Origin of the sequence: Pseudomonas veronii, from assembly GCF_001439695.1 — a bacterium.
GTDB classification, from domain to species: domain Bacteria; phylum Pseudomonadota; class Gammaproteobacteria; order Pseudomonadales; family Pseudomonadaceae; genus Aquipseudomonas; species Aquipseudomonas veronii.
On sequence record NZ_JYLL01000007.1, the window covers coordinates 238,461 to 263,400 of the forward strand.

Below are 24,940 nucleotides of genomic sequence, written 5' to 3' on the forward strand. Positions count from 1 at the left end.
CACCCGCTGTCTGGCCCTGAAGTCTTTCGTGGAACGCAGGTGTATGCCAAACTCAGCGCCTTTCGGGCTTGCCTAACAGGATTTATGCTCCCTTTGTCACCCAGTTTGCTACCCAGTCTCGCCGCCGCCTTTTTATATGCCGCTGCGACCCTCTACCAGGGCACTCGCCTGGCGCAAGGCGCCAAGGCCGACACTCGCCTGCTGGCAGGCCTTGGCGTGCTCGCCCTGCTGGCCCATGCCGCGAGCCTGTTCACCCACTTGATGACGCCGGTCGGCCTGGGCCTGGATTTTTTCAGCGCCGCCAGCCTGATCGCCGCCGCAGTGATCGCCCTCACGCTGATCGCCTGCGCACGCATCCCGGTGGAAAACCTGCTGGTGCTGCTATTCCCCCTGGGCATGCTGACGGTGCTGCTGGCGCAATTCGCCCCCACCGGCACGGTGCAGGTGATCGACGAAGAGCCGGGCATCCTTGCGCATATCCTGCTGTCGATCCTGGCCTACGGCATGTTCACCATCGCGGTGTTCCAGGCGTTGCTCCTGCTCGTGCAGGACCATCAGCTCAAGCACAAGCATCCGTCGGGCCTGATCAAGAACTTCCCGCCGCTGCAAACCATGGAAAGCCTGCTGTTCAGCTTCCTGTGGGCCGGCTGGACGCTGCTGTCGCTGTCGCTGATCTCTGGCTGGCTGTTCGTCGAGAACCTGTTCGCCCAGCACCTGGTGCATAAAACCCTGCTGGCGTGCCTGGCGTGGGTGGTGTTCAGTGTGCTGCTGTGGGGCCGCAACCGCCTTGGCTGGCGCGGGCACAAGGCGATCCGCTGGACCCTGGCCGGTTTCTGCCTGCTGATGCTGGCCTATTTCGGCAGCAAGCTGGTTCGCGAATACATCCTGCATATCTGACGGGCAGCGATCATGGACAACTTGCCCTTAGGGCCGATGCTCGCGGTAATCGCCTTGCTGATTTTGTGGGCGGCGCTGTTTACCGCCATCGAAGCCGCACAACAACACCTGTTGGCCCTGCGCCCCGGTACCCGCCAGGGCGACAAAGCCGCCGCCCGTCTGCACTTCCCGCGCCACAGCATGATCCTCTGCAACACCCTGTGCCGTGCTGGCGTGGTGATCCTTTGCACCCTGCTGGCGATCTACGCCTGGGCGCAAAACGGCGCGTGGCTGGGCTGGCTGGTCTCCTGCTCGATCCTGCTGGTGCTGGCCGATTACCTGCCGCGCGCCCTGGCCACCCGCCATCCGCAAGCGGTGCTGGGCTTCGGCAATGCCCTGCTGGGCGTGCCGCTGAAAATTATCTACCCCCTCGCCTGGCTGCTCAATGGCATCAGCCTGCTGTTGCTGCGCCCCTTTGCCCGCCCGCCGGGCATGGTGAAAAAAAGCGACGACCCGCAGCCCGACCATGATGACGAACCCGAGCCAGAGGGAGATGAACGTCGCACGCCCGGCATGCCCGGTATCCACGCGCTGGACAACATCACCGTCAACGACATCCTGGTGCCGCGCAGCGAAGTGGACGGCATCAACCTGGACGACTCGCTCGACGCGATCCTTGAGCAACTGCGCAACTCCCAGCGCACCCGCCTGCCGGTGTTCCACAGCGACATCAACCAGGTCGAAGCCGTGCTCAACACCCGGCTGATCCAGCACCTGCTACCGGATGCCAGCCTGACCAAGGAGACCTTGCTCGAGGCCTGCTACGAACCCTACTTCGTCCCGGAAAGCACGCCCCTGCAACTGCAACTGCTGAACTTCCACAAGCAACAGCGGCGCCTGGGCATGGTGGTGGACGAGTATGGCGAAGTGCTGGGCATCGTCACCCTGGAAGACATTCTCGAAGAAATCGTCGGCGAATTCGAAAGCGAACAGAGTGCCGATAACCCGCATATCGAAGCGCAACCGGACGGCCGCTACATCGTCGACGGCACCGCCTCGATCCGCGAATTGAACAAGAGCCTGGCCTGGCACCTGCCCAGCGACGGGCCCAAGACCCTCAACGGCCTGGTGACCGAAGCGCTGGAAACCATTCCCGATTGCGCGGTGTGCCTGAAGATCGGCCGCTACCGCCTGGAAATCCTCGAGACCGAAGACAACCGCGTGAGCAAGGTGCTGATCTGGCACACCAGCCGCGTGCCGGTTGCCACGTAGCCTCGCTGACGGAACACACTGATCCACTGTGTGCAGACGATCAGATTTTCCCCCTTGTTGGATGCGCAACCCCCTTCCTATAATCGGGTCGGCTTACCCAAGCCGCGCCCGACCGCGTGCTATCCGCACGGACCGCGTCCAGGCACTGCCTTGCCCTGTACGACCGGTGTCCGCTCTCATCCCGAGCCGCTCCGCCCACAACCCTGATCCATGGGTGTTCGACCAATAATAATCCGCGTCCAAACGCGCACTGCCCCTCAGGGATACCGCCATGAGCACCACCTATAACGAGGCTGCAAGCGCCGCCCCGACCAACTCGACCGCCCGCGTCGCCACCGCCAGCATCGTCGGCACGGCCATCGAGTTCTACGACTTCTATATCTATGCCACTGCGGCCGCGCTAGTGATCGGCCCGGTGTTCTTCCCGCAAACCTCCGGCACGGCGCAGATGCTCGCGTCGTTCCTGACCTTCGGCATCGCGTTCATCGCCCGCCCGCTGGGTTCGGCGCTGTTCGGCCACTTTGGCGACCGTATCGGCCGCAAATCGACGCTGGTGGCTTCGTTGCTGCTGATGGGGGTGTGTACCACGCTGATCGGCTTGCTGCCGGGGTATGACAGCATCGGCGCCTGGGCACCGATTCTGTTGTGCGTGCTGCGTTTCGGCCAAGGCCTGGGGCTGGGCGGGGAATGGGGCGGTGCGGCGTTGCTCGCCACCGAGAACGCGCCGAAGGGCAAACGCGCGTGGTTCGGCATGTTCCCGCAACTCGGTCCTTCGATTGGCTTCCTGGCGGCCAACGGCCTGTTCCTGATCCTGGCCATGAACCTGAACGACGAGCAGTTCCGCAGTTGGGGCTGGCGCATCCCGTTCATCCTCAGCGCGGCGCTGGTGATGGTCGGCCTGTATGCGCGGCTGAAGCTGCATGAAACCCCGGTATTCGCCAGTGCGGTAGCGAAGGAAGCGCCGGTAAAAGTGCCGTTGGTGGAACTGTTCAGCCAGCATTGGCTGCCGGTGCTGCTGGGTGCCGCGTCGATGGTGGTGTGTTATGCGCTGTTCTATATCACCACGGCGTTTTCCCTGAGCTACGGCGTTTCGACCCTGGGCTACAGCCGCGAGACATTCCTCGGCTTGCTGTGTTTTGCCGTGCTGTTCATGGGCCTGGCGACGCCGCTGGCAGCCTTGGCCAGCGATCGATTCGGGCGCAAGCCGGTGCTGATTGTCGGTGCGCTGCTGGCGATTCTGTCGGGGTTCACCATGGAGCCGTTGCTGACCCACGGTTCGACCTGGGCCGTGGCGCTGTTCCTGGCCCTGGAGCTGTTCCTGATGGGTGTGACCTTCGCCCCAATGGGCGCGTTGCTACCGGAACTGTTCCCGACCCGCGTGCGTTATACCGGCGCTTCGGCGGCGTATAACCTGGGTGGGATCGTCGGTGCGTCGGCGGCACCGTTCTTCGCGACCAAGCTGGTGGCGATGGGCGGGCTGAGTTATGTCGGCGGGTATGTGTCGGCGGCAGCGTTGCTGAGCTTGATTGCGGTGCTGTGCTTGAAAGAGACGCGGGATAACGATTTGAACAAGGTTGCCTGATAGATCGCTATCGGGGGCAAGTCGAATCGTCGCACCGCCCCTCCCACATTTTGACCGCATTCCTACAGATTAAACGCGGTTAAGTGTGGGAGGGGGCTTGCCCCCGATAGGCACGACGCGGTTTAGAGCTCTACAACAACCGCCTGAGCCGCACGGGTCGCCTTGGCGCGAGCCGCTTCAATCGACTCATCCCGCGCCAACGCCACGCCCATGCGGCGCTGGCCGTTCACTTCCGGCTTACCGAACAGACGCAACGCCGTGTCCGGCTCGCTCAGGGCCGCGCCGAGGTTGGCAAAAGCGGTCTGGGTCGATTGCCCTTCCACCAGGATCACCGCCGACGCCGAAGGCCCGAACTGACGGATCAATGGGATCGGCAGGCCCAGGATGGCGCGCGCGTGCAGGGCGAACTGCGACAAGTCCTGGGAAATCAAGGTGACCAGGCCGGTGTCATGCGGGCGTGGCGACACTTCGCTGAACCACACCTGATCGCCCTTGATGAACAACTCCACGCCAAACAGGCCGCGGCCGCCCAGGGATTCCGTGACGGCCTTGGCCACGCGCTCGGATTCCGCCAGGGCAATCGGGCTCATGGCCTGAGGCTGCCAGGATTCCTGGTAATCGCCTTTCTCCTGACGGTGGCCGACCGGCGCACAGAAGGTCGTGCCGCCGATGTGGCGCACGGTCAGCAGGGTGATTTCGTAGTCGAAGTCGATAAAGCCTTCGATGATCACCCGACCCTTGCCGGCACGCCCGCCTTCCTGAGCGTAATCCCAGGCTTTCTGCACGTCGTCGGCACTGCGCAGCAGGCTCTGGCCCTTGCCCGACGAACTCATCACCGGCTTGACCACACACGGGAAGCCCAGGTCTTGCACGGCCTTGCTGTAGTCTTCGAAGGTATCGGCGAAGTGGTACGGCGAGGTCGGCAGGTCCAGCTCTTCGGCGGCCAGGCGCCGGATGCCTTCGCGGTTCATGGTCAGCGACGCGGCGCGCGCGGTCGGGATCACGGTAAAGCCTTCGGCCTCCAGCTCCACCAGGGTGGCGGTGGCGATGGCTTCGATTTCCGGCACGATGAAGTGCGGTTTTTCCGCCTCGATCACCGCACGCAGGGCCGCGCCGTCGAGCATGTTGATCACATGGCTGCGATGAGCCACCTGCATCGCCGGCGCGTTGGCGTAGCGATCCACGGCAATCACTTCAACGCCCAGGCGTTGCAGTTCGATTACCACTTCCTTGCCCAGCTCACCGCAGCCACACAGCAAAACGCGGGTCGCGGTTGGCGACAATGGAGTTCCGATTCGGGTCATCTCAGGTCCTCAGGGGAGCGGATCATGGGGAGAAAGGCCGGCATTTTACATGAACTGCACAGATTGGCTTCAGTTGGCGACGGCACGTTTGCGGATACGCCAGGCCATGATCAGCCAGACCGCCGTGACCCCGGCGAATTTCGACGCCAGCGCGGTGCCCACCACGGCAGGCGTAAGCGCACCGATCAAGCCGAAAAAGATAAAGGTATCGAGGGGAATGCTCAGCGCCGAACTTATCCACAGGCGATCGTGGAGCGGGCGCTTGGTGATGCTGAACACCAGCCAGTCAATGCACTCGGACACCGCGAACGCAGTGGCGCTGGCCAGCGCGATGGACGGGTCGGAGGTGATATACGACAGCGCCAGCGCCGCCAGCATGGCAAGGATCGCGCCGTGGCCGAAGCGGGTTTGCACCATGTCGCGCAGGATAAACACCAGGCCGCCCCAGGCGGACCAGATCACATCCAGGTGCGGCGCGGTGGAGAAGGCGAAGTTGATCAGCACGACGCTGCTGATGTAGGCGATCAGGAAGAGCATGGGGGGATGGACCTGTGGGTAATGCCGCACAGGGTACACAATTACAGGGATGTCGTCTGGGATGGCGCCATCGGGGGCAAGCCCCCTCCCACATTCGACCGCGTTTAATCTGTAGGAACGCGGTCAAAATGTGGGAGGGGGCTTGCCCCCGATAGCGATGATTCAGCCAGCGGATTTATCGGACGCCATAAACACCAACCCACCCGCCAGCGCCCGCTCATGACACAACCCCAACACCACCCGACGCTCGGCGTTGTCCATGCGGCTCCAACGCGTGATTTCTTCCACGGTACGCTGGCAACCGGTGCAAATGTCGTCGTCATCCAGTGCGCAAATGCTCACGCACGGCGAGGCGACGGGGCGCTCTGGCGGCTTCATTCTTCCTGCTCGACCAGATCCCGCGCATAACGCTGGGCGTTATGCACATAGTGCGCAGCGCTGGCCTCGAGCATCTTCTTCTGCGCGTCAGTCAATTCGCGCACGACTTTGCCCGGCGAGCCCATGACCAGCGAGCCATCGGGAATCTCCTTGCCTTCGCCGATCAGCGAATTGGCGCCGATGATGCAGTGCTTGCCGATCTTCGCGCCGTTGAGGATCACCGCATTGATGCCGATCAGGCTGTAGTCGCCGACGGTGCAGCCATGCAGCATGGCGTTATGGCCGATGGTCACGCCGGTGCCCAGGGTCAGCGGGTAACCCATGTCGGTGTGCATCACGCTGCCGTCCTGCACATTGCTGTTCTTGCCGATCAGGATCAGTTCGTTGTCGCCACGCAACACCGCGTTGAACCAGACATTGGCGCCCTCCTCCAGCTTGACCTTGCCCACCAGCGTGGCATTCGGCGCCACCCAGCTGTGTGGGTGCGTCTCGACGCGGGCGTCGCCCAGGCGGTATTTCATGATATGTCCTCACGACTGGCCATTTAAACGATGGCTTATAGATGGATGAAGCTCTTGGGCGGCTGGTGCAGGCTGATGTTGGCATCGTCATAGAGCAAATTGATCAGCTCGACGATCATGATTGCCGTCAGCCCCCAGATCTTGTATTCGCCGAACCGATAGCTCGGCACGTACCAACTGCGGCCCTGGTAATCGATGCGGTGCGTATGTTCGCGCGGGTCCTGGCGGAAAAACTCCAGGGGCACGCTGAAGACGGCGGCGATTTCGGCGTCGTTGGCCAGGTAGTCGACGTAGTCCGGGATGACGCCAACGTAGGGCGTGACCCGAATGCCATGTAGGGAAATCAGCGGGCTCAACGGGCCGATCACCTCGACCAGGCCGGGCGGCAGGCCGATTTCTTCTTCGGCTTCGCGCAGGGCGGTGAAGATCAGGTCCGGGTCTTCGGGGTCGCGACGCCCGCCGGGAAAGGCCACTTCGCCACCATGGGTCGACAGGCCGCTGGCGCGCAGGGTCAGGATCAGCTCAGGTTCGTCACTGCGGGTAATCGGCACCAGCACGGCGGCCTCGGGGAAACGCCCGTCGGTCTCAAGCCGTTGCGGTGTGTGATTGCTTACCCGGCGAAGTAGCTCGTCCAGCATGAGTCATCTCGGTCTGTTGGCTACTTTGCATCATGCACCAAAGCGCGCGGGCGCCCAACCCCAAAACCGAAGGGCTGTCGCGAAACGACAACTTGCAGGGCCCTGCCGCCCACGCCAAGATAGGCAGACTTTCCAGGAACCCCAGCATGAATTTCTGCAGCCAGTGCGGTAAACCGGTCACCCAACGCATTCCCGAAGGCGACGCACGCCTGCGTTTTGTATGCGATCACTGTCATACCATTCACTACCAGAACCCCAATATCGTCGCCGGCACCGTGCCGGTGTGGGGCGATCAAGTGTTGTTGTGTCGCCGCGCCATCGAGCCCCGCCTGGGTTACTGGACCCTGCCCGCCGGTTTCATGGAGAACGGCGAGACCGTGGAACAGGCCGCCATGCGCGAGACCATGGAAGAAGCCTGCGCCCATGTACGCAACCTGAGCCTCTACACCCTGATCGACGTACCGCATATCAGCCAGGTGCACGTGTTCTACCGCGCCGAGCTGATTGACCTGAACTTCGCCGCTGGCCCCGAAAGCCTGGAAGTGCGACTGTTCGACGAGGCCGATATCCCTTGGTCCGAGCTGGCTTTCCGCACAGTCGGGCGTACCTTAGAATACTTCTTCGCCGACCGTCGCCTACGGTCGTTCCCGGTGCGCAACGAAGCTGTGCCGCCGCTGTCCCAGCCCGCCCAATAACAAACCGGCAGATCGTCGTCCAAGGGAAATCGTTTTAATGCGTTGGTTGCTTGCTTTGCTCTGCCTGTCGTTCGCCACGTTGTCCTCAGCCACCACCCTGGAAACCCTGGGCGGCAAAACGGTCGAGAAAATTCTGGTCCTCAAGTCCGCCCATCAGTTGCAACTGATCAACGACGGCAAACCCCTCAAGACCTACCGTATCTCCCTGGGCAAAAACCCCAAGGGCACCAAGCTGATCGAGGGCGACCGTCGCACGCCGGAAGGCTTGTATTGGATCGACTGGCGCAAAACCAGCGACCGCTACAACCTGTCCATGCACATCTCCTACCCCAATATCAGCGATTCGGCCCGTGCCCGCCGCCAAGGCGTGAACCCCGGCAGCATGATCATGATCCACGGCACGCCCGACACCGCGGAGTACCCGGAGCAGTGGTTTCACACCCTGGACTGGACCGACGGCTGCATCGGCATGCGTAACGTCGACATGCGCGAAGTCTGGAACCTGGTCAAGGACGGCACCCTGGTCGAGATCCGCCCGTAACCTTCGCCCCTCGGTCAATTAACTAAAAAAAGTTTCCTGCCCTCGACAGCGCCTGCCGGTGAATACCAATTCACCCCGCAGGCTGCGCAGCTCTGCGCGCCTTAAAGACCTCTCTAATACCACTTGATACCAGACACCGTTAATGCGCCCTGAAACCAGGAGCCGAAGCGTTTTGGCAGCATTGACATGGTATTTAAGTGGTATTAGTTTCCGGCCAATACCGGGCGACAACACACTAATAACCGCATCGGAAACCTGACAGATGAACCCCATCCTGACGCTGCGTCCCGACGACAAGCAATCCACGCCGCTGTACCTGCAACTGGCCCGCAACCTGGAAGCGGCGATCCACGCCGGCCAATGGAAATCCGAACAGGCCCTGCCGTCGGAACGCGCCCTCAGCGAGCAGTTGAGCATCTCGCGCGTCACCGCCCGCAAGGCGCTGGAAGTCTTGTTTGCCCAAGGCCTGATCCGTCGCAGCCAAGGCTCCGGCACCTTTATCACGCCACGCCTGGAACAACCGCTGTCGCGCCTGTCGGGCTTCAGCGAGATGCTGCGACTCAAGGGGTTTGTGCCCAGCTCCCAGTGGCTGGAACGCGACATCAGCGCGCCGACCCACGAAGAGCTGATCCGCCTGGGCCTGTCGCCGACCGACAAAGTGGCGCGGCTCAAGCGCCTGCGCAAGGCGGACGACACGGTGATGGCCATCGAAATGACCACCATGCCCGCCGCGGTGCTGCCGCACCCGCAAGCCATCGGCCAGTCCCTCTACGAGTACCTCGAAGGCATCGGCAAACCCATCGTGCGCGCCCTGCAGCATATCCAGGCGATCAACGCCTCGGACGAGTTCGCCGCGCTGGTCGGCATCGCCCCCGGCACCGCCATGCTGTTGATGACCCGTGTCGGCTACACCGCCGACAACACCCCGATCGAAATCACCGACACCTACTGCCGCAACGACTACTACGACTTTGTCGCCGAGCTGCGTCGATAGGCCTTTGCCGCGCACCGCGGCCTTAGAGAACTGCCCATGTCCGAAGACAATATCCTCACACCCCATGGCTGGATTCGCGGCCGCCTGGTGCATGAACACGGCAAGGTGATCGCCATTGAAGGCGCACCTTGCGACCCGGCCGACAACGACCTGCCCTACCTGCTGCCGGGTTTTATCGACCTGCACGTCCACGGCGGTGGCGGCAAAGACATCATGGAAGGTGCCGACGCCTTCGAAACCATCACCCGCACCCACGTGCGCTTTGGCACCACGTCGCTGCTGGCCACCACCATGACCGCGCCGGTGGATGAAATCTCCAGCGTGCTCGGCCAGCTCGGCAGCTTCTGCGCGCAACGCCCGAGCGGCAGCGCCCGGGTCCTCGGCGTACACCTGGAAGGGCCCTACATCAATCCGGGCAAACTCGGCGCGCAACCCAACTTCGCCCACACCGCATTGATGGAAGAAGTGGAAGCCTACCTGCGCCTGGCGCCGATCCGGGTGATCACCATCGCCCCGGAAATCGCCGGGCATGACCGCCTGATCCGCGCCCTCAGTACACGCGGCGTGCGTATGCAGATCGGCCACACCCTGGGCAGCTATGAGGAAGGCGTCGCCGCCCTCGCCGCCGGCGCCACCAGCTTCACGCATTTGTATAACGCCATGAGCCCGCTGCATCACCGTGAGCCCGGCATCGTCGGCGCGGCGCTGGCCCACGCGCAGTACGCGGAATTGATCCCGGATTTGCTCCACGTACACCCCGGCGCCATGCGCGTGGCCCTGCGCGCGATCCCATGCCTGTACTGCGTCACCGATTCCACCGCCGCCGCCGGCATGCCCGACGGCGAATACAAGCTGGGCAGCCACACCGTGACCAAATGCCTGGGCGGCGTGCGCCTGGCCGACGGCACCCTGGCTGGCAGCACCCTGACCATGGATCAGGCGCTGCGCAACCTGGTGAAGATCGGCCTGCCCATCAGCGAAGCCTCACAACGCCTGTCGCAATTTCCGGCGGACTACCTGGGCCTGGAACAACGCGGCCGCCTGCAACCCGGCAGCTTTGCCGACTGCGTGCGCCTGGACCGCTCCCTGCACCTCACCGACGTCATGGTCGAAGGAGAAACCATTGTCTTCAAAAATGCTTGAAGAGGCCCTCGCCTCCAGCGACGCGGTCGCGGCGCAGTTGCAACGCCTGGCCCCGCGCCTGCAAGACATCGCCGAGCGCCTGCGCCGTCAGCCGCCGCACGTGGCGATGACTGTCGCTCGCGGCAGTTCCGACCACGCCGCGAGCTACTTCGCCTACCTGGCCATGCAGCACGTGGGCATTCCGGTGGCGTCGTTGCCGATGTCGGTGGTGACCCTGCTGCACGCGCCGTTGAAGGTCAGCGGCCAGGTCGCATTCGCCTTCTCTCAGTCGGGCCAGAGCCCGGACCTGGTCGACAGCCTGCGCCTGCTGCGCCAACGCGGCGCCTTGAGCATCTCGCTGGTGAATGCCGAAGACTCGCCCCTGGAAGCCGCCTGCGAATTCCACGTGCCGCTGTGCGCCGGGCCGGAACTCAGCGTGGCCGCGACCAAGAGCTTTATCGCGACCCTCAGCGCCAGCGCGCTGTTGATCGGCCACTGGAACCAGGAAACCGACCTGCTGCACGCCTGCCGTGCGTTGCCCGATGGCCTGCGCGAGGCGGCCAAACAGGATTGGACGAACGCCATCGACGCCCTGCGCGACTGCCAGCAGTTGATGGTCATCGGCCGAGGCGCCGGTTTTGCCATCGCCCAGGAAGCCGCGCTCAAGCTCAAGGAAACCTCGGCGATCCAGGCCGAAGCTTTCAGCAGCGCCGAGGTGCGTCACGGGCCGATGGCCTTGATCGACGACAACTACCCGCTGCTGATATTCGCCCCACGCGGTGCCGAGCAAGCCGGCCTGTTGAGCCTGGCCGCCGATATGCGCCAACGCGGCGCCCGCGTGTTGCTGGCCGCGCCGGACGATATCGCCGAACGCGACCTGCCGCTGAGCCGCGCCGAACACCCGAGCCTGGACCCGATCCTGGCCATCCAGAGTTTCTATGTCATGGCCGCCGGCCTGGCGCTCGCCCGTGGCATGAACCCGGACCAGCCGCGCCACCTGAGCAAAGTGACCCGCACCCACTGAGTGGCGTGCTGCGATTTCCTGATGAGTACCGTGCCCATGTCCAACAACAATAATGCATTGACCCTCGGCGCCCCCCTCAGCGGGCCGGTGCTGGCCCTGGGCAACGTCCCCGACGAAGTATTCGCCAGCGGCGCCATGGGTGACGGCCTGGCCATCGATCCGCTGAACGATAGCCTGTACGCACCGTGCGACGGCGAGATCATCCATGTCGCGCGCACCGGGCATGCGCTGACGCTTCGCGCGCAGAACGGCGCCGAGCTGTTGATGCATGTGGGCATCGACACCGTAGAGTTGAACGGCGAAGGGTTCGCCCTGCTGGTGAAGAACGGTGCGCAGGTGAGCAAGGGCCAGGCGCTGATACAGTTCGATCTGGACCGGATTGCGCGCCAGTGCAAAAGCCTGGTCAGCCTGATCATTCTCACCAACAGCGAGCGCTTCGAACTGACACCGCTGCCGCTGCGCTCAGTCAAACACGGTGAACCGCTGGCGCGCGTGGCGCTGCGTTCCGGCGCCGCGCTGCAAACCGCTGTGGATAACTCCGTCGCGCAAGCCAGCGCCAACGTGCGGATCACCCATCGCGGCGGCTTGCATGCGCGTCCGGCGGCATTGATCCGCAAGACCGCACAAGCGTTCAGCAGCCAGACGCAGTTGCATTTCGCCGGCAAGTCGGCGGCGTGCGACAGCTTGATCGGCCTGATGGGGCTGGGCATCGGTGAGGGCGATGAGGTGCGTGTCACCTGTCGCGGCAAGGATTGTGCGGCGGCGTTACAGGCGCTGGTCGCCGCGCTGTCTGTCGCCATCGGCGAAGAACCTCACACGCCGATGGCGGCCGCTCCACGCCGCGCGAACACCGAGGTCGGTGTGTTGCAAGGTGTCTGTGCGGCACCGGGCCTGGTGTGCGGGCCGCTGTTCCGCCTGAGCACGATCGAGTTGCCGGCCGATACCGGCAACCACTGCGCCGACGAACAGTTGCAACGGCTGGACGCGGCCCTTGAGCAAGTGCGCGGCGAAATCCGCACCACCCTGGACCTCGCCCGCCAACGCCGAAATGCCGAAGAAGAAGACATCTTCGCCGCCCACCTCGCCTTGCTGGAAGACCCCGCCCTGCTGGACACCGCCACCCGCACCATCGAGCACGGCAGCGCCGCGACCCACGCCTGGCGCGATGCGATCCAGGCGCAATGCGCGGTGTTGCTGGGCCTGGGCAAGCCGTTGCTGGCCGAGCGTTCCAACGACCTGCGCGACCTGCAACAACGGGTGCTGCGCGTGCTGCTCGGCGAAGCGTGGCACGTCGAGTTGCCTGCCGGGGCGATTGTCAGCGCCCACGAGTTGACCCCGTCGGACCTGCTCCAACTGAGCGCGCAACACGCCGCCGGCCTTTGCATGGCCGAGGGCGGCGCCACCTCCCATGTCGCGATCCTGGCCCGCGGGAAAGGCTTGCCGTGCGTGGTGGCATTGGGCGCCGAAGTGCTCGATGTGCCCCAAGGCCAACGCGTGGTGCTCGACGCGGCCAACGGTCGCCTGGAGCTGGCGCCCAGCGCGACGCGCCACGCCGAAGTCGAGCGGATTCGCGAAACACAGAACCTGCGTCGCCAGGAACAACAGACCCAGGCCCGACTGCCAGCGAACACCCGCGATGGCATGACCATCGAAGTCGCCGCCAATGTCGCCTCCAGCGCCGAGGCCCAGGTGGCGTTTGAAAACGGCGCCGATGGCATCGGCCTGCTGCGCACCGAGTTCCTCTTCGTCGACCGCCGCACCGCGCCGGATGAACAGGAACAACGCCAGGCCTATCAAGCCGTGCTGGATGCGATGGGCGACAAGTCGGTGATCATCCGCACCATCGACGTGGGCGGCGACAAACAGCTCGACTACCTGCCGCTGCCGGTCGAGGCCAACCCGGTGCTGGGCCTGCGCGGCATTCGCCTGGCCCAGGTGCGCCCCGACGTGCTCGACCAGCAACTGCGCGCACTGCTGCAAGTCAGCCCGCTGGCGCGCTGCCGCATCCTGCTGCCGATGGTCAGCGAAGTCGACGAACTGCTGCAGATCCGCCAACGCCTGGATGAACTGTGCGCCGAGCTGCAACTGACCCAACGCCCAGAACTGGGGGTGATGATCGAAGTGCCCGCCGCCGCGCTGATGGCCGAACAACTGGCCAGGCATGCCGACTTCCTGTCCATCGGCACCAATGACCTGTCCCAGTACACCCTGGCCATGGACCGCGACCACGCCGGCCTCGCCGCGCGGGTCGATGCGCTGCACCCGGCGCTGCTGCGGCTGATCGCCCAGACCTGCACGGGCGCGGCCAAACACGGGCGTTGGGTCGGCGTGTGCGGCGCCTTGGCATCCGACCCGCTGGCGACGCCGGTGCTGGTCGGGCTGGGGGTCAGCGAGCTGTCGGTCAGCCCGCCGCAGATCGGCGAAATCAAGGACCGCGTCCGCCATCTGGACGCGGCGCAATGCCGGCAACTGAGCCTGGGCCTGCTCGACCTGAGCAGCGCCAAGGCGGTACGCCAAGCCTGTCAACACCACTGGCCGCTGAGCTGACAACAACAAGAAAAGGGAGACACGCCATGTACCAACACCTTATCGAAGGCCTGCAACGCCTGGGCCGTGCGCTGATGCTGCCGATCGCGATCCTGCCGATCGCCGGCCTGCTGCTGCGCCTGGGCGACACCGACCTGCTCAACATCGCGGTGATGCACGACGCCGGGCAGGCGATCTTCGCCAACCTTGCGCTGATCTTCGCCATCGGCATCGCCGTGGGCTTTGCCCGCGACAATAACGGCACGGCCGGTTTGGCCGGGGCCATCGGCTACCTGGTGATGATCTCGACGCTCAAGGTGATGGACTCGACCATCAACATGGGCATGCTCGCCGGGATCGCCAGCGGCCTGATGGCGGGCGGGCTGTATAACCGCTTCAAGGACATCAAGCTGCCGGAGTACCTGGCGTTCTTCGGCGGGCGGCGATTCGTGCCGATTGTCACCGGGTTCAGCGCGGTCGGCCTGGGCGTGATCTTTGGCCTGATCTGGCCGCCGATCCAGCACGGCATCAACAGCTTCGGCGTGTTGCTGATGGAAAGCGGCAGCCTGGGGGCCTTCGTGTTTGGCGTGTTCAACCGCCTGCTGATCGTCACCGGCCTGCACCATATCCTCAACAACATGGCGTGGTTCGTGTTCGGCAGCTTTACCGACCCGGTGACCGGCGCGGTGGTGACCGGCGACCTGACCCGCTACTTCGCTGGCGACCCGAAAGGTGGCCAGTTCATGACCGGCATGTTCCCGGTGATGCTGTTCGGCCTGCCCGCCGCGTGCCTGGCGATGTACCGCAATGCCCTGCCGGAACGACGCAAAGTGATGGGCGGGATTTTCCTGTCGATGGCGCTGACCTCGTTCCTGACCGGCGTGACCGAGCCGATCGAATTCGCCTTCATGTTCCTCGCGCCGTTCCTGTACCTGCTGCATGCGCTGCTGACCGGGCTGTCGATGGCGGTCACCAACCTGCTGGATATCCACCTCGGGTTTACTTTCTCCGGCGGCTTTATCGACATGGTGCTGGGCTGGGGCAAGTCCACCAACGGTTGGCTGGTCGTACCGGTCGGCCTGGCTTATGCGGCGATTTACTACAGCGTGTTCAGCTACTGCATCCGCCGCTTCAACCTGAAGACACCGGGCCGCGAAGATATCCCGGTAGCGCAGGCCGAAGCGATGAGCGATAACCAGCGCGCCACGGCTTACATCCACGCGCTGGGAGGGGCGGACAACCTGCTCAGCGTCGGGGCTTGCACCACGCGCCTGCGCCTGGACATGGTCGACCGCAACAAAGCGGTGGATGCACAGTTGAAAGCCCTCGGCGCGATGGCCGTGGTGCGGCCGGGCAACGGCGGCAGTTTGCAGGTGGTGGTCGGGCCGATGGCCGACAGCATTGCCGATGAGATTCGCCTGGCGATGCCAGCGTTTGTGGCGGGCGCGCCGGTGGATAAACCGGTCGCGGTCAATGTGCAGGAAGCCGAGCAATGGTTGAGTGCATTGGGCGGCCGGGGGAATGTGCGCCAGCTGGAAGCGGTGGCGATGACCCGGTTGCGGGTGGAGCTGGGGGATGATTCGGTGGTGTCCGAGGCTCAACTGACGGCGCTTGGTTGCCAAGGCATCAGCCAACTTGATAGCGGTGTTTGGCACCTGCTGATTGGTGACAAGGCCTCGGGTTTGGGTGAGGTATTGGAGCGACTGGTCAGCGGCCATGAGGTCGGCGCCAGGGTTTAAGAGAGGTAGTGGTTGTTCTGGCCTCATCGCGGGCAAGCCCCCTCCCACATTTGCCCGAGTTCCAACGCTGGAATGCGGGTAAATGTGGGAGCGGGCTTGCCCGCGATGAGGCCCTTACAGCCAACAAAAAACCCACTGACCAAACTGGCCCAGCGGGTTTCTCGTTCATGCAATCAACGAATCAGAAATCCGCCAACCGCCACACCTCATACGCCGGTGTCTCATAGGGATGGCTCTGCTTCAACGCAGCCACAACAGCCACGATCAGCTCATCCGCCACCACCAGCTCAACCTTCCACTCTTCAACCACTTCAACCTGGCCAACTTGCCCGAGAAACGGCTGGCTGCCGTCCAACGCGCGGAATTGGCCCTGGCCCAGCACTTGCCAGGCGCAGCTGTCGTAGTCGCCGATGCGCCCGCCGCCAGCTGCGAAGACGGCAGCTTTCACCGCCTCCACATGGCTGCCGGGCACGAAGAAGCTGAGCTTGTACACCGCTTTAGTTCACCCACACGCGCGCGTTGCGGAACATCCGCATCCACGCGCCGTCTTCGTTCCACTCTTCCGGGCGCCACGAGTTCTGCACGGCGCGGAATACACGCTCCGGGTGCGGCATCATGATGGTGACGCGACCGTCGCGGCTGGTAAGGCCGGTGATCCCGCGCGGCGAACCGTTCGGGTTGGCCGGGTAGCTTTCGGTGACCTTGCCGTGGTTGTCGACGAAACGCATGGCGACGCAACCGGATACATCGGCTTCGAGCAAGGCTTCTTCGCTGGCGAACTCGGCATGGCCTTCACCGTGGGCGATGGCGATTGGCATACGCGAACCGGCCATGCCTTGCAGGAAGATCGAGTTGGACTCCTGCACCTGCACCATGGCGACACGAGCTTCGAACTGCTCGGAACGGTTACGCACGAAGTGCGGCCAGAACTCGCTGCCCGGGATCAGTTCGTGGAGGTTGGACATCATCTGGCAACCGTTGCACACACCCAGGGTGAAGCTGTCGTTGCGTTCGAAGAAGCCCTGGAACGCGTCGCGGGCACGGCTGTTGAACAGGGCCGACTTGGCCCAGCCTTCACCGGCACCCAGCACGTCGCCGTAGGAGAAACCGCCGCAGGCCACCAGGCCTTTGAACTCGTTGAGGTCGACGCGACCGGCGAGGATGTCGCTCATGTGTACGTCGATCGCATTGAAGCCGGCGCGGTCGAACGCGGCCGCCATTTCCACCTGGCCGTTGACGCCCTGCTCGCGCAGTACGGCAACCTGTGGGCGAATGCCTTTCTTGATGTACGGCGCGGCGATGTCCTGGTTGACGTCGAAGCTGAGCTTGGTGCTCAGGCCCGGGTTGTCTTCTTCCAGGATCACGTCGAATTCCTGCTCGGCGCAGTCGGCGTTATCGCGCAGGCGCTGGATCTGGTAGCTGGTCTCGGCCCACTGGCGTTGCAGCAGACGGCGCTGGCCTTCGAACACGGTATCGCCGTTGAAGACGATGTCGATCTGACCGTTGTTGATCGGCTGGCCGATCACGGCCACGCAATCGCCCAGGCCGGCGGCGCTGAACTGTGCCAATACGTTTGGCGTCGCGTCCTGGCGCACCTGGATCACCGCACCCAGCTCTTCGTTGAACAGGATGCCGTTGAGTTCAGAGGCGTCCTCGGCAACGCTGTCGAGCACCAGGTTCAAGCCGCAGTGACCGGCGAAGGCCATCTCGACCACGCTGGTCAACAGACCACCGTCGGAACGGTCGTGGTAGGCCAGCAGGTGGCCGTCGGCGTTGAGGCCCTGGATCACGGCGAAGAAGGCTTTCAGGTCTTCGGCGTCATCGACGTCCGGCGCGTGTTTGCCGAGCTTGCCATGGGTTTGCGCGAGGATCGAGGCGCCCATGCGGTTCTGGCCACGGCCCAGGTCGATCAGGATCAGATCGGTGGTGCCCTTGTCCATGCGCAGTTGCGGGGTCAGGGTCTGGCGGATGTCGGTGACCGGCGCGAAACCGGTGACGATCAACGACAGTGGCGAGGTGACGCTCTTGTCCACGCCTTCGTCGTTCCAGCGGGTGGCCATGGACATGGAGTCCTTGCCCACCGGAATGGTGATCCCCAGTTCAGGGCACAGCTCCATGCCGACAGCCTTGACGGTGTCGTACAGGCGCGCGTCTTCGCCGGGGTGACCGGCAGCGGACATCCAGTTGGCCGACAACTTGATGTCGGACAGCTTGCCGATACGGGACGCGGCGATGTTGGTGAGGGTTTCACCAATGGCCATGCGGCCCGACGCCGGAGCGTCCAACAGGGCCAGCGGCGTGCGTTCGCCCATGGCCATGGCTTCACCGGTGTAGACGTCGAAGCTGGTGGCGGTGACGGCAACGTCGGCCACCGGCACTTGCCATGGGCCGACCATTTGGTCACGGGCAACCAGGCCGGTGATGGTGCGGTCGCCGATGGTGATCAGGAAACTTTTGCTCGCGACCGCTGGGTGGTGCAGCACGCGTTCGATGCTGTCGGCCAATTCCAGTGTGCTTGGGTCGAAGTCATCGCCCAGCTCGGTTTCACGTACCGCCGAGCGGTGCATGCGCGGGGCTTTGCCCAGCAGCACTTCGAGCGGCATGTCCACCGGGCTGTTGCCGAAGTGGCTGTCGGTGACCGTCAGTTGCGGCTCGGCAGTGGCTTCGCCGACCACGGCAAACGGGCAACGCTCGCGTTCGCAGATGGCCTGGAAGCGCGCGAAGTCTTCAGGACCGACGGCCAGGACGTAGCGTTCCTGGGACTCGTTGCTCCAGATTTCGTGCGGGGCCATGCCCGGCTCGTCGTTTGGAATGTTGCGCAGTTCGAAACGGCCGCCACGCTCGCCATCGTTGACCAGTTCCGGGAAGGCGTTGGACAAACCGCCGGCGCCGACGTCGTGGATGAAGCTGATCGGGTTCTTGTCACCCAACTGCCAGCAACGGTCGATGACTTCCTGGCAGCGGCGCTCCATCTCTGGGTTTTCGCGCTGTACCGAAGCGAAGTCCAGGTCTGCCGAGCTGGTGCCGGTGGCCATGGAGGAAGCCGCGCCGCCGCCCAGGCCGATCAGCATCGCCGGGCCGCCGAGCACGATCAGCTTGGAGCCGACCAGGATCTCGCCTTTCTTGACGTGTTCTTCACGGATGTTGCCCATGCCGCCGGCCAACATGATCGGCTTGTGGTAACCGCGCACTTCGTCGCCACGCGGGGTGGTGATGGACTGTTCGAAGGTACGGAAATAACCGGTCAGCGCCGGACGGCCGAATTCGTTGTTGAACGCGGCGCCGCCCAGCGGGCCTTCGATCATGATGTCCAGCGCGGTGACGATGCGCTCCGGCTTGCCGTAGGGCACTTCCCACGGCTGTTCGAAGCCCGGGATCTGCAGGTTGGACACGGTAAAACCGGTCAGCCCGGCCTTGGGCTTGGCGCCACGGCCGGTGGCACCTTCGTCGCGGATCTCGCCGCCGGAACCGGTGGCTGCGCCCGGGAACGGGGCAATTGCGGTCGGGTGGTTGTGGGTCTCGACTTTCATCAGGATGTGTACCGGTTCCCGCACCGCGCCGTACTGGCGGGTTTCAGGGTCCGGGAAGAAACGACCGGCGACGCTGCCGACGATGACCGAAGCGTTGTCCTTATAAGCCGACAGAACGCCTTCGCTGTGCATCACGTAGGTGTTCTTGATCATGCCGAACAGGCTTTTTTCCTGGCTTTCGCCGTCGATGTCCCAACTGGCGTTGAAGATCTTGTGACGGCAGTGCTCGGAGTTGGCCTGGGCGAACATCATCAGTTCGATGTCGTGCGGGTTGCGCTTCAAGCCGTTGAAGGCGTTGACCAGATAATCGATCTCGTCTTCGGCCAGGGCCAGGCCCAGCTCGGTGTTGGCCTTCGCGAGGGCGGCGCGGCCACCGCCGAGCACGTCAATCGCGGTCAGCGGCTTGGGCTCGGCGTGGCTGAACAGAGCACCGGCCTGTTCCAGCTGGCTGACGATGATCTGGGTCATGCGGTCGTGCAGGCTGCCGGCGATCAGCTCGGCTTCGGCCTCGCTGAACTGGCCCGCGACATAGAAGGCAATACCGCGTTCCAGGCGCTGGATTTTTTCCAGGCCGCAGTTGCGGGCGATATCGCTGGCCTTGCTCGACCAGGGCGAGATGGTGCCGAACCGCGGCAGAACCAGGAACAAGCGGCCAGTCGGCTCTTGAACGGGAACGCTTGGGCCGTACTTCAGAAGGCGTGCCAGCACTTGCTGTTCGTCGGCGGTCAAGACGCCGGTCACGTCGGCGAAATGAGCAAATTCAGCATACAGGCCTGTAACAGCTGGAACCTTCTGGCTCAGTTGCTCAAGGAGTTTGCTGTGGCGAAAGGCAGAAAGGGCAGGAGCGCCGCGCAGGATCAACATCTTCGGGACAGCCTCGGGAAGGGGTGTGCTTTGAGGCCGTGCATTCTAACGTAAACCGTCGTCAACGGCACCCGAAACACTAACGCTGGCCGCTGCCGAACGTCAGTTGGCTGGGTTTGCACGGTGTCGGGGCGTTATCCGGGGCGGCGGGCACAGTTATTTTAACCGTCACAATCGCTCTCCAAGCCACGTTTCTGCGGGCTGCAGCACAGTTTCAAGGCGGCTAGCAGACAAGTCCCCCGCTGTCGAGATATGGCGCCGTGGGCCGTTTGCGTATACTGCGCAGATGTTCTCCCCAACTGCTTTGCGCCCGCGATGCGCCAAATGGCTCATCGCCACCGGACTCTTCCTGATGCTCAGCGCCTGTGTTGATAAACCCAGCACGCTCGAGCGAATCAAGGAGGATGGCGTATTGCGGGTGATTACCCGGAACAGCCCGGCCACGTATTTCCAGGACCGCAACGGTGAAACCGGTTTCGAATACGAACTGGTCAAGCGCTTTGCCGACGACCTGGGGGTGAAGCTGGAAATCGAGACCGCCGACAACCTCGACGACCTGTTCGGCCAGTTGGGCAAACCTAACGGCCCGGTCCTCGCCGCCGCCGGCTTGGTCAGCAGCGAGCGACGCAAGCAGCAGGTGCGCTTTTCCCACCCTTACCTGGAAGTCACCCCGCAGATCATCTACCGCAACGGCCAGTCGCGCCCCACCAACGCGGCAGACCTGGCGGGCAAGAAGATCATCGTGCTCAAGGGCAGCACCCACGCCGAACAACTGGCCGAGCTTAAAAAGCAGAACCCTGCGATCGAATACGAAGAATCCGACGCCGTTGAAGTGGTCGACCTGCTGCGCATGGTCGACGAGGGCCAGATCGACCTGACCCTGGTGGACTCCAACGAAGTGGCGATGAACCAGGTGTACTTTCCCAACGTGCGCGTGGCGTTCGACCTCGGCGATGCCAGCAACCAAAGCTGGGCCGTGGCCGCCGGCGAAGACAACAGCCTGCTCAACGAGGTCAACAGCTACCTGGACAAGGTCGGCAAGAACGGCACCTTGCAGCGCCTGAAAGATCGCTATTACGGGCACGTCGATGTACTCGGCTACATGGGCGCCTACACCTTCGCCCAGCACTTGCAGCAGCGCCTGCCCAAGTACGAGAAACACTTCAAGACCTTCGCCAAGGAAGAAAAGGTCGACTGGCGCCTGTTGGCCGCCATCGGCTATCAGGAATCACTCTGGCAACCGGCGGTCACCTCCAAGACCGGCGTGCGCGGCCTGATGATGCTGACCCAGAACACCGCCCAGGCGATGGGCGTGTCCAACCGCCTGGACGCCAAGCAAAGCATCATGGGCGGCGCCAAGTACCTGGCGAAGATCAAGGACGAGCTGGACGACGATATCGCCGAGCCGGACCGCACCTGGTTTGCCCTGGCCGCCTACAACGTGGGCACCGGGCATCTGGACGACGCACGCAAGCTGGCGCAGAAGGACGGCCTGAACCCGAACAAGTGGCTGGACGTGAAGAAAATGCTGCCGCGCCTGTCGCAGAAGCAGTGGTACAGCAAGACCCGCTACGGCTATGCACGGGGCGGCGAGCCGGTACACTTCGTGGCGAACATCCGGCGCTACTACGACATCCTCACCTGGGTGACCCAGCCACAGCTGGAAGGCAACCAGGTAGTCGAAGGCAACCTGCATGTGCCAGGGGTCAACAAGACCAAGCCGCCGGAAGAGAACCCGCAGCTGTAAACCCGAAGCCCCCAAACACCACCGCCCAATGTGGGAGGGGGCTTGCCCCCGATAGCGGTGTGACAGTCAGCTTGTTTATAACTGACCCACCGCCATCGGGGGCAAGCCCCCTCCCACATTTGAATCGCTACTGGCCTTGGAGGCCGGTGAGCAGATGTACCGCGCCACCCGCCAGCACCATCACTCCCGACACTCCCGCTGCCTTTAACGCCGCCGCATCCACCCGCGCCGCATCCCGCAGTTGCACACGCACCCGCGTCAGCGCCACGCGTTGTTGCGACTGGAGGTTATCCGCGCCACCGAGGGCATTCAGCACATCGGCGGACAACAGGTTCTCCGCCGCCGGCACAGGCGCCGCGACGGTTTCGGCGATCAAGTCCGGGGTCAGGGCTTTCCAGAATGCCCGCTGCAATTTCTCGAACATGTTCAGTGCTCCACGACAGGTGAGGTTTCAACGGTGGCCGCGTGGTACAGGCGCAAGGCCTCACGCACCTGCGCGGCTTCTTCAAGGCCGAGCACCTGATGGGCGATGATCTGGCAATCCGCCAGGTCCAGCTCGCGCACGGTGGCCTTGATGGTCGGGATCAGCGGTACGCTGACCGACAGCTCGTCCACCCCCAGCCCGATCAACACCGGCACCGCCGACGCTTCAGACGCCAGCGCCCCGCACACGCCAACCCACTTGCCGTGGGCATGGGCGGCCTTGACGGTGGTGGCGATCAGACGCAGCACCGCAGGGTGAAAGCTGTCGGCCTGGCTGGCCAGGCGCGGGTGATCGCGGTCCATCGCCAGGGTGTATTGGGTCAGGTCGTTGGTGCCGATGGAGAAAAAGTCCACATGGGGCGCGAACACGTCCGCCATCAAGGCCGCGGACGGCACTTCGATCATGATGCCCAGCTTCGGCAGCTCGGCGAGCCCCAGCGCCAACGCTTCCTCTTCAAGCATCGTGCGCGCCAGGCGCAGCTCCGAGAGCAGGCTGACCATCGGCAGCATGATGTGCAGCCGCGTCAACCCGGCACTCGCGAGGATCGCGCGGAACTGTTCGCGCAACAACTCGGGGCGCTCCAGGCACAAACGAATACCGCGCAAGCCCAGGAACGGGTTGGTCTCGGCATCCATCGGCACATAGGCCAACGGCTTATCGCCGCCGACATCCAACGTGCGTACCACCAGGTTGCGCTCCGGGCCCAGGGCGCGAGCGATGGCGTTGTAGGTGCCGGCTTGCTCCTCGGGGCTCGGTGCGCGATGGCGGTCCAGGTACAGAAACTCTGACCGCAGCAGCCCCACGCCTTCGCCGCCCAGGCTCAGGGATTGCTCGACCTCCTGAAGCGACGCGACGTTGGCCGTGACTTCGACGTGATGACCATCGCGGGTGATGGCCGCCAGGCGTGCCTGCGCGACGTCGCGTTGGCGCCGCACTATTTGCTCCCGGTGGGTGGCCTGCAATTGCTCGATCTCGGCCAGGTCCGGGTCCAGGTGCAACTCGCCCTTGTCGGCGTCCAGCAACACCTGCCGACCGTCGGCCAACGCCAGTACCTGCGGCGGCACCCCGCAAATCGCCGGCAGCCCCAGCGCCCGGGCGAGGATCGCGACGTGGCTGGTCGCCCCGCCGCCGACGGTGACGAACCCGAGCACCTTGTGCGTGTCGAGGCTGGCGGTCTGCGACGGCGTCAGTTGCTCGGCGATCAGGATCGCGCGCTCGGGCAGTTCCCAGGCGCGGTCGTGAATGCCGAGGATCAGTTTCAGCACGCGCTGGCCGACGTCTGCCAGGTCCGCCGCACGTTCGGCGAGCAGGGCATTGCCCAGGCCCTGGAACAGTTGGGCGGTGGCGAGCGTGGCGCTGTTCCAGGCAAAGGCGGCGCTTTTGCCGACGGCCAGCAGGTCGTGGGCTTGCTCCAGCAGGGTCGGGTCTTCGAGCAGTTCCTGATGGGCGCGGAAGATCTGCGCCTGGGCACTGCCGACCGCCTTGGCCTGCAAGCTCTGCAAGGCCTCGGTAGCGGCGTGCAGGCCACGGTCCAACGCCGCGCGTTCGAGTGCTTCGCCGCCGCCCGTTTCGGGAATGCTCAGCGCCGGCGCTGCCACCTGGACCACCTGGCCAAACGCCGAGCCCGGCGACGCACACACGCCCCGCAGCAGGCTCGTGGACGCCAGCGACACACGCGGTTCGACGTCCTCGACCGGCGCCGCGACGCTCTCGCCGCACCCCTCGGCCAACAGCGCCACCAACGCCTTGATCGCCGCGGCGGCATCCTCTCCCGCCGCGCTCACCTGCAAGGTGTCGCCCTGCACGGTTTGCAGTGCCATGATCGCCACCAGCGACTTGGCGTTGGCGCTCTGGGTTTGCTTGTGCAGGTAGATACTGGCGTCAAACCCCTTCGCTGCCTGGGCAAACACCGCCGCCGGGCGCGCGTGCAAACCGTTGGCATTGGGCAACGTCAACGGTTTGGAGAACAGTGCGTCGCCCTCCTCTTCGTCCTCGGTTTCAGCCGCCTCGCCTGGCGACAGGCGCACCAGCGGCTGGCCCAGTGTGACCGGGCCGCTGTCCGACGCCAGCAGCGCAAACGGCTCGCCGCTGACCACCAGCATCAAGGTCAACAGGCTCCGGGCATTGAGCGCTACGTAGTCGGCGTCGAACTCGATCAACGGCTGCCCGGCCTCCACCCGCTGGCCTTCCCCGACCAAACGGCTGAACCCCTTGCCCGCCAGGTTCACGGTGTCCAGGCCGATATGCAGCAGCACCTGGACGCCATTGTCAGCCGTGATGCTCACCGCATGGCCAGTGTCCTGGATATTGCTGATCACCCCGGCCAACGGTGCACAGAGGGTCTGCGAGGTCGGGTCGATGCACAGGCCGTCGCCGATCAGGCGGCTGGAGAACACCGGGTCGGGGACCTTGTCCAGTGCCAGCAGCACGCCCGACAAGGGCGCAAGCAATTCCAGGGGTTGAGTTGCGGTCATGACTTCACCTGCTGTTTTGTTCTGTAAAAATCATTGGGTGGATACAAATCCCGAGGTGACAAAGATCAAATGTGGGAAGGGCTTGTCCCCTC

General features: G+C 64.0%; 20 protein-coding genes. 11 read left to right on the plus strand and 9 right to left on the minus strand.

Annotated elements, in window-relative coordinates:
* The first annotated feature begins 84 nt into the window (after positions 1 to 84).
* From TU80_RS12295 to TU80_RS12305, 3 genes are all read left to right on the plus strand, one after another.
* A complete protein-coding gene (locus tag TU80_RS12295) occupies positions 85 to 897 on the plus strand; it encodes a cytochrome C assembly family protein (RefSeq protein WP_026139922.1) in 813 nt (270 codons plus the stop codon).
* Positions 898 to 909: 12 nt separating this feature from the next.
* Positions 910 to 2,148, plus strand: coding sequence for a transporter associated domain-containing protein (locus tag TU80_RS12300; protein WP_046382198.1), 1,239 nt, complete (start codon positions 910 to 912; stop codon positions 2,146 to 2,148).
* Positions 2,149 to 2,419: 271 nt separating this feature from the next.
* Positions 2,420 to 3,730, plus strand: a complete 1,311-nt coding sequence (locus TU80_RS12305) for an MFS transporter (RefSeq protein WP_057004567.1) — start codon at positions 2,420 to 2,422, stop codon at positions 3,728 to 3,730.
* A gap of 122 nt (positions 3,731 to 3,852) precedes the next feature.
* On the opposite strand, the gene purT is transcribed toward TU80_RS12305, so the two are convergent.
* The 5 genes from purT to TU80_RS12330 all read right to left on the minus strand — a co-directional run bounded on the left by purT (position 3,853) and on the right by TU80_RS12330 (position 7,108).
* Positions 3,853 to 5,034, minus strand: coding sequence for a formate-dependent phosphoribosylglycinamide formyltransferase (purT, locus tag TU80_RS12310; protein WP_026139924.1), 1,182 nt, complete (start codon positions 5,032 to 5,034; stop codon positions 3,853 to 3,855).
* A gap of 69 nt (positions 5,035 to 5,103) precedes the next feature.
* Positions 5,104 to 5,571, minus strand: coding sequence for a VUT family protein (locus tag TU80_RS12315; RefSeq protein WP_017846141.1), 468 nt, complete (start codon positions 5,569 to 5,571; stop codon positions 5,104 to 5,106).
* A 162-nt stretch (positions 5,572 to 5,733) separates the two neighbouring features.
* Positions 5,734 to 5,949, minus strand: coding sequence for a DUF1289 domain-containing protein (locus tag TU80_RS12320; RefSeq protein ID WP_057004568.1), 216 nt, complete (start codon positions 5,947 to 5,949; stop codon positions 5,734 to 5,736).
* A complete protein-coding gene (locus TU80_RS12325; protein ID WP_017846143.1) occupies positions 5,946 to 6,470 on the minus strand; it encodes a gamma carbonic anhydrase family protein in 525 nt (174 codons plus the stop codon). The genes TU80_RS12320 and TU80_RS12325 overlap by 4 nt, the downstream gene beginning before the upstream one ends.
* A 35-nt stretch (positions 6,471 to 6,505) precedes the next feature.
* Positions 6,506 to 7,108 (minus strand): CoA pyrophosphatase, encoded by a 603-nt coding sequence (locus TU80_RS12330; RefSeq protein WP_017846144.1) that lies wholly within the window; start codon positions 7,106 to 7,108, stop codon positions 6,506 to 6,508.
* A 146-nt stretch (positions 7,109 to 7,254) separates the two neighbouring features.
* Here TU80_RS12330 and TU80_RS12335 point away from each other — a divergent pair, with 146 nt between their 5' ends.
* From TU80_RS12335 to nagE, 7 genes are all read left to right on the plus strand, one after another.
* Positions 7,255 to 7,803 carry an NUDIX hydrolase gene (locus TU80_RS12335; protein WP_017846145.1) on the plus strand — a complete coding sequence of 183 codons (549 nt, stop codon included), beginning with the start codon at positions 7,255 to 7,257 and terminating at the stop codon, positions 7,801 to 7,803.
* Between the two features lie 37 nt (positions 7,804 to 7,840).
* On the plus strand, positions 7,841 to 8,344 hold the full coding sequence (locus TU80_RS12340; RefSeq protein ID WP_017846146.1) for a L,D-transpeptidase family protein: 504 nt from the start codon (positions 7,841 to 7,843) through the stop codon (positions 8,342 to 8,344).
* Between the two features lie 262 nt (positions 8,345 to 8,606).
* A complete protein-coding gene (locus TU80_RS12345; protein ID WP_017846147.1) occupies positions 8,607 to 9,338 on the plus strand; it encodes a GntR family transcriptional regulator in 732 nt (243 codons plus the stop codon).
* A gap of 36 nt (positions 9,339 to 9,374) precedes the next feature.
* Positions 9,375 to 10,481, plus strand: coding sequence for an N-acetylglucosamine-6-phosphate deacetylase (gene nagA, locus TU80_RS12350; protein WP_017846148.1), 1,107 nt, complete (start codon positions 9,375 to 9,377; stop codon positions 10,479 to 10,481).
* On the plus strand, positions 10,474 to 11,484 hold the full coding sequence (locus tag TU80_RS12355; RefSeq protein WP_057004569.1) for an SIS domain-containing protein: 1,011 nt from the start codon (positions 10,474 to 10,476) through the stop codon (positions 11,482 to 11,484). The genes nagA and TU80_RS12355 overlap by 8 nt, the downstream gene beginning before the upstream one ends.
* 36 nt (positions 11,485 to 11,520) lie before the next feature.
* On the plus strand, positions 11,521 to 14,031 hold the full coding sequence (ptsP, locus tag TU80_RS12360; RefSeq protein WP_057004570.1) for a phosphoenolpyruvate--protein phosphotransferase: 2,511 nt from the start codon (positions 11,521 to 11,523) through the stop codon (positions 14,029 to 14,031).
* A gap of 26 nt (positions 14,032 to 14,057) precedes the next feature.
* Entirely contained in the window at positions 14,058 to 15,749 is a 1,692-nt protein-coding gene (gene nagE / locus TU80_RS12365) for an N-acetylglucosamine-specific PTS transporter subunit IIBC (RefSeq protein ID WP_057004571.1), read from the plus strand.
* A gap of 181 nt (positions 15,750 to 15,930) precedes the next feature.
* Here the strand turns inward: nagE and TU80_RS12370 are convergent, their stop codons facing one another.
* Together TU80_RS12370 and purL are read right to left on the minus strand one after the other, a co-directional pair.
* Positions 15,931 to 16,242: a YqfO family protein gene (locus TU80_RS12370; protein ID WP_046382193.1), complete on the minus strand. Its 312-nt coding sequence runs from the start codon at positions 16,240 to 16,242 to the stop codon at positions 15,931 to 15,933.
* Between the two features lie 4 nt (positions 16,243 to 16,246).
* The gene (gene purL, locus TU80_RS12375) at positions 16,247 to 20,143 is read right to left on the minus strand and encodes a phosphoribosylformylglycinamidine synthase (protein WP_057004572.1); all 3,897 of its coding nucleotides are present in this window, start codon (positions 20,141 to 20,143) and stop codon (positions 16,247 to 16,249) included.
* A gap of 286 nt (positions 20,144 to 20,429) precedes the next feature.
* On the opposite strand from purL, the gene mltF reads away from it, so the two are divergent.
* A complete protein-coding gene (gene mltF, locus TU80_RS12380; protein WP_046382191.1) occupies positions 20,430 to 21,890 on the plus strand; it encodes a membrane-bound lytic murein transglycosylase MltF in 1,461 nt (486 codons plus the stop codon).
* A 127-nt stretch (positions 21,891 to 22,017) separates the two neighbouring features.
* On the opposite strand, the gene TU80_RS12385 is transcribed toward mltF, so the two are convergent.
* Positions 22,018 to 22,314, minus strand: coding sequence for a PTS sugar transporter subunit IIB (locus tag TU80_RS12385; RefSeq protein ID WP_017846155.1), 297 nt, complete (start codon positions 22,312 to 22,314; stop codon positions 22,018 to 22,020).
* A 2-nt stretch (positions 22,315 to 22,316) separates the two neighbouring features.
* Positions 22,317 to 24,848: a phosphoenolpyruvate--protein phosphotransferase gene (ptsP, locus tag TU80_RS12390; RefSeq protein ID WP_057004573.1), complete on the minus strand. Its 2,532-nt coding sequence runs from the start codon at positions 24,846 to 24,848 to the stop codon at positions 22,317 to 22,319.
* Between the last annotated feature and the right edge of the window lie 92 nt (positions 24,849 to 24,940).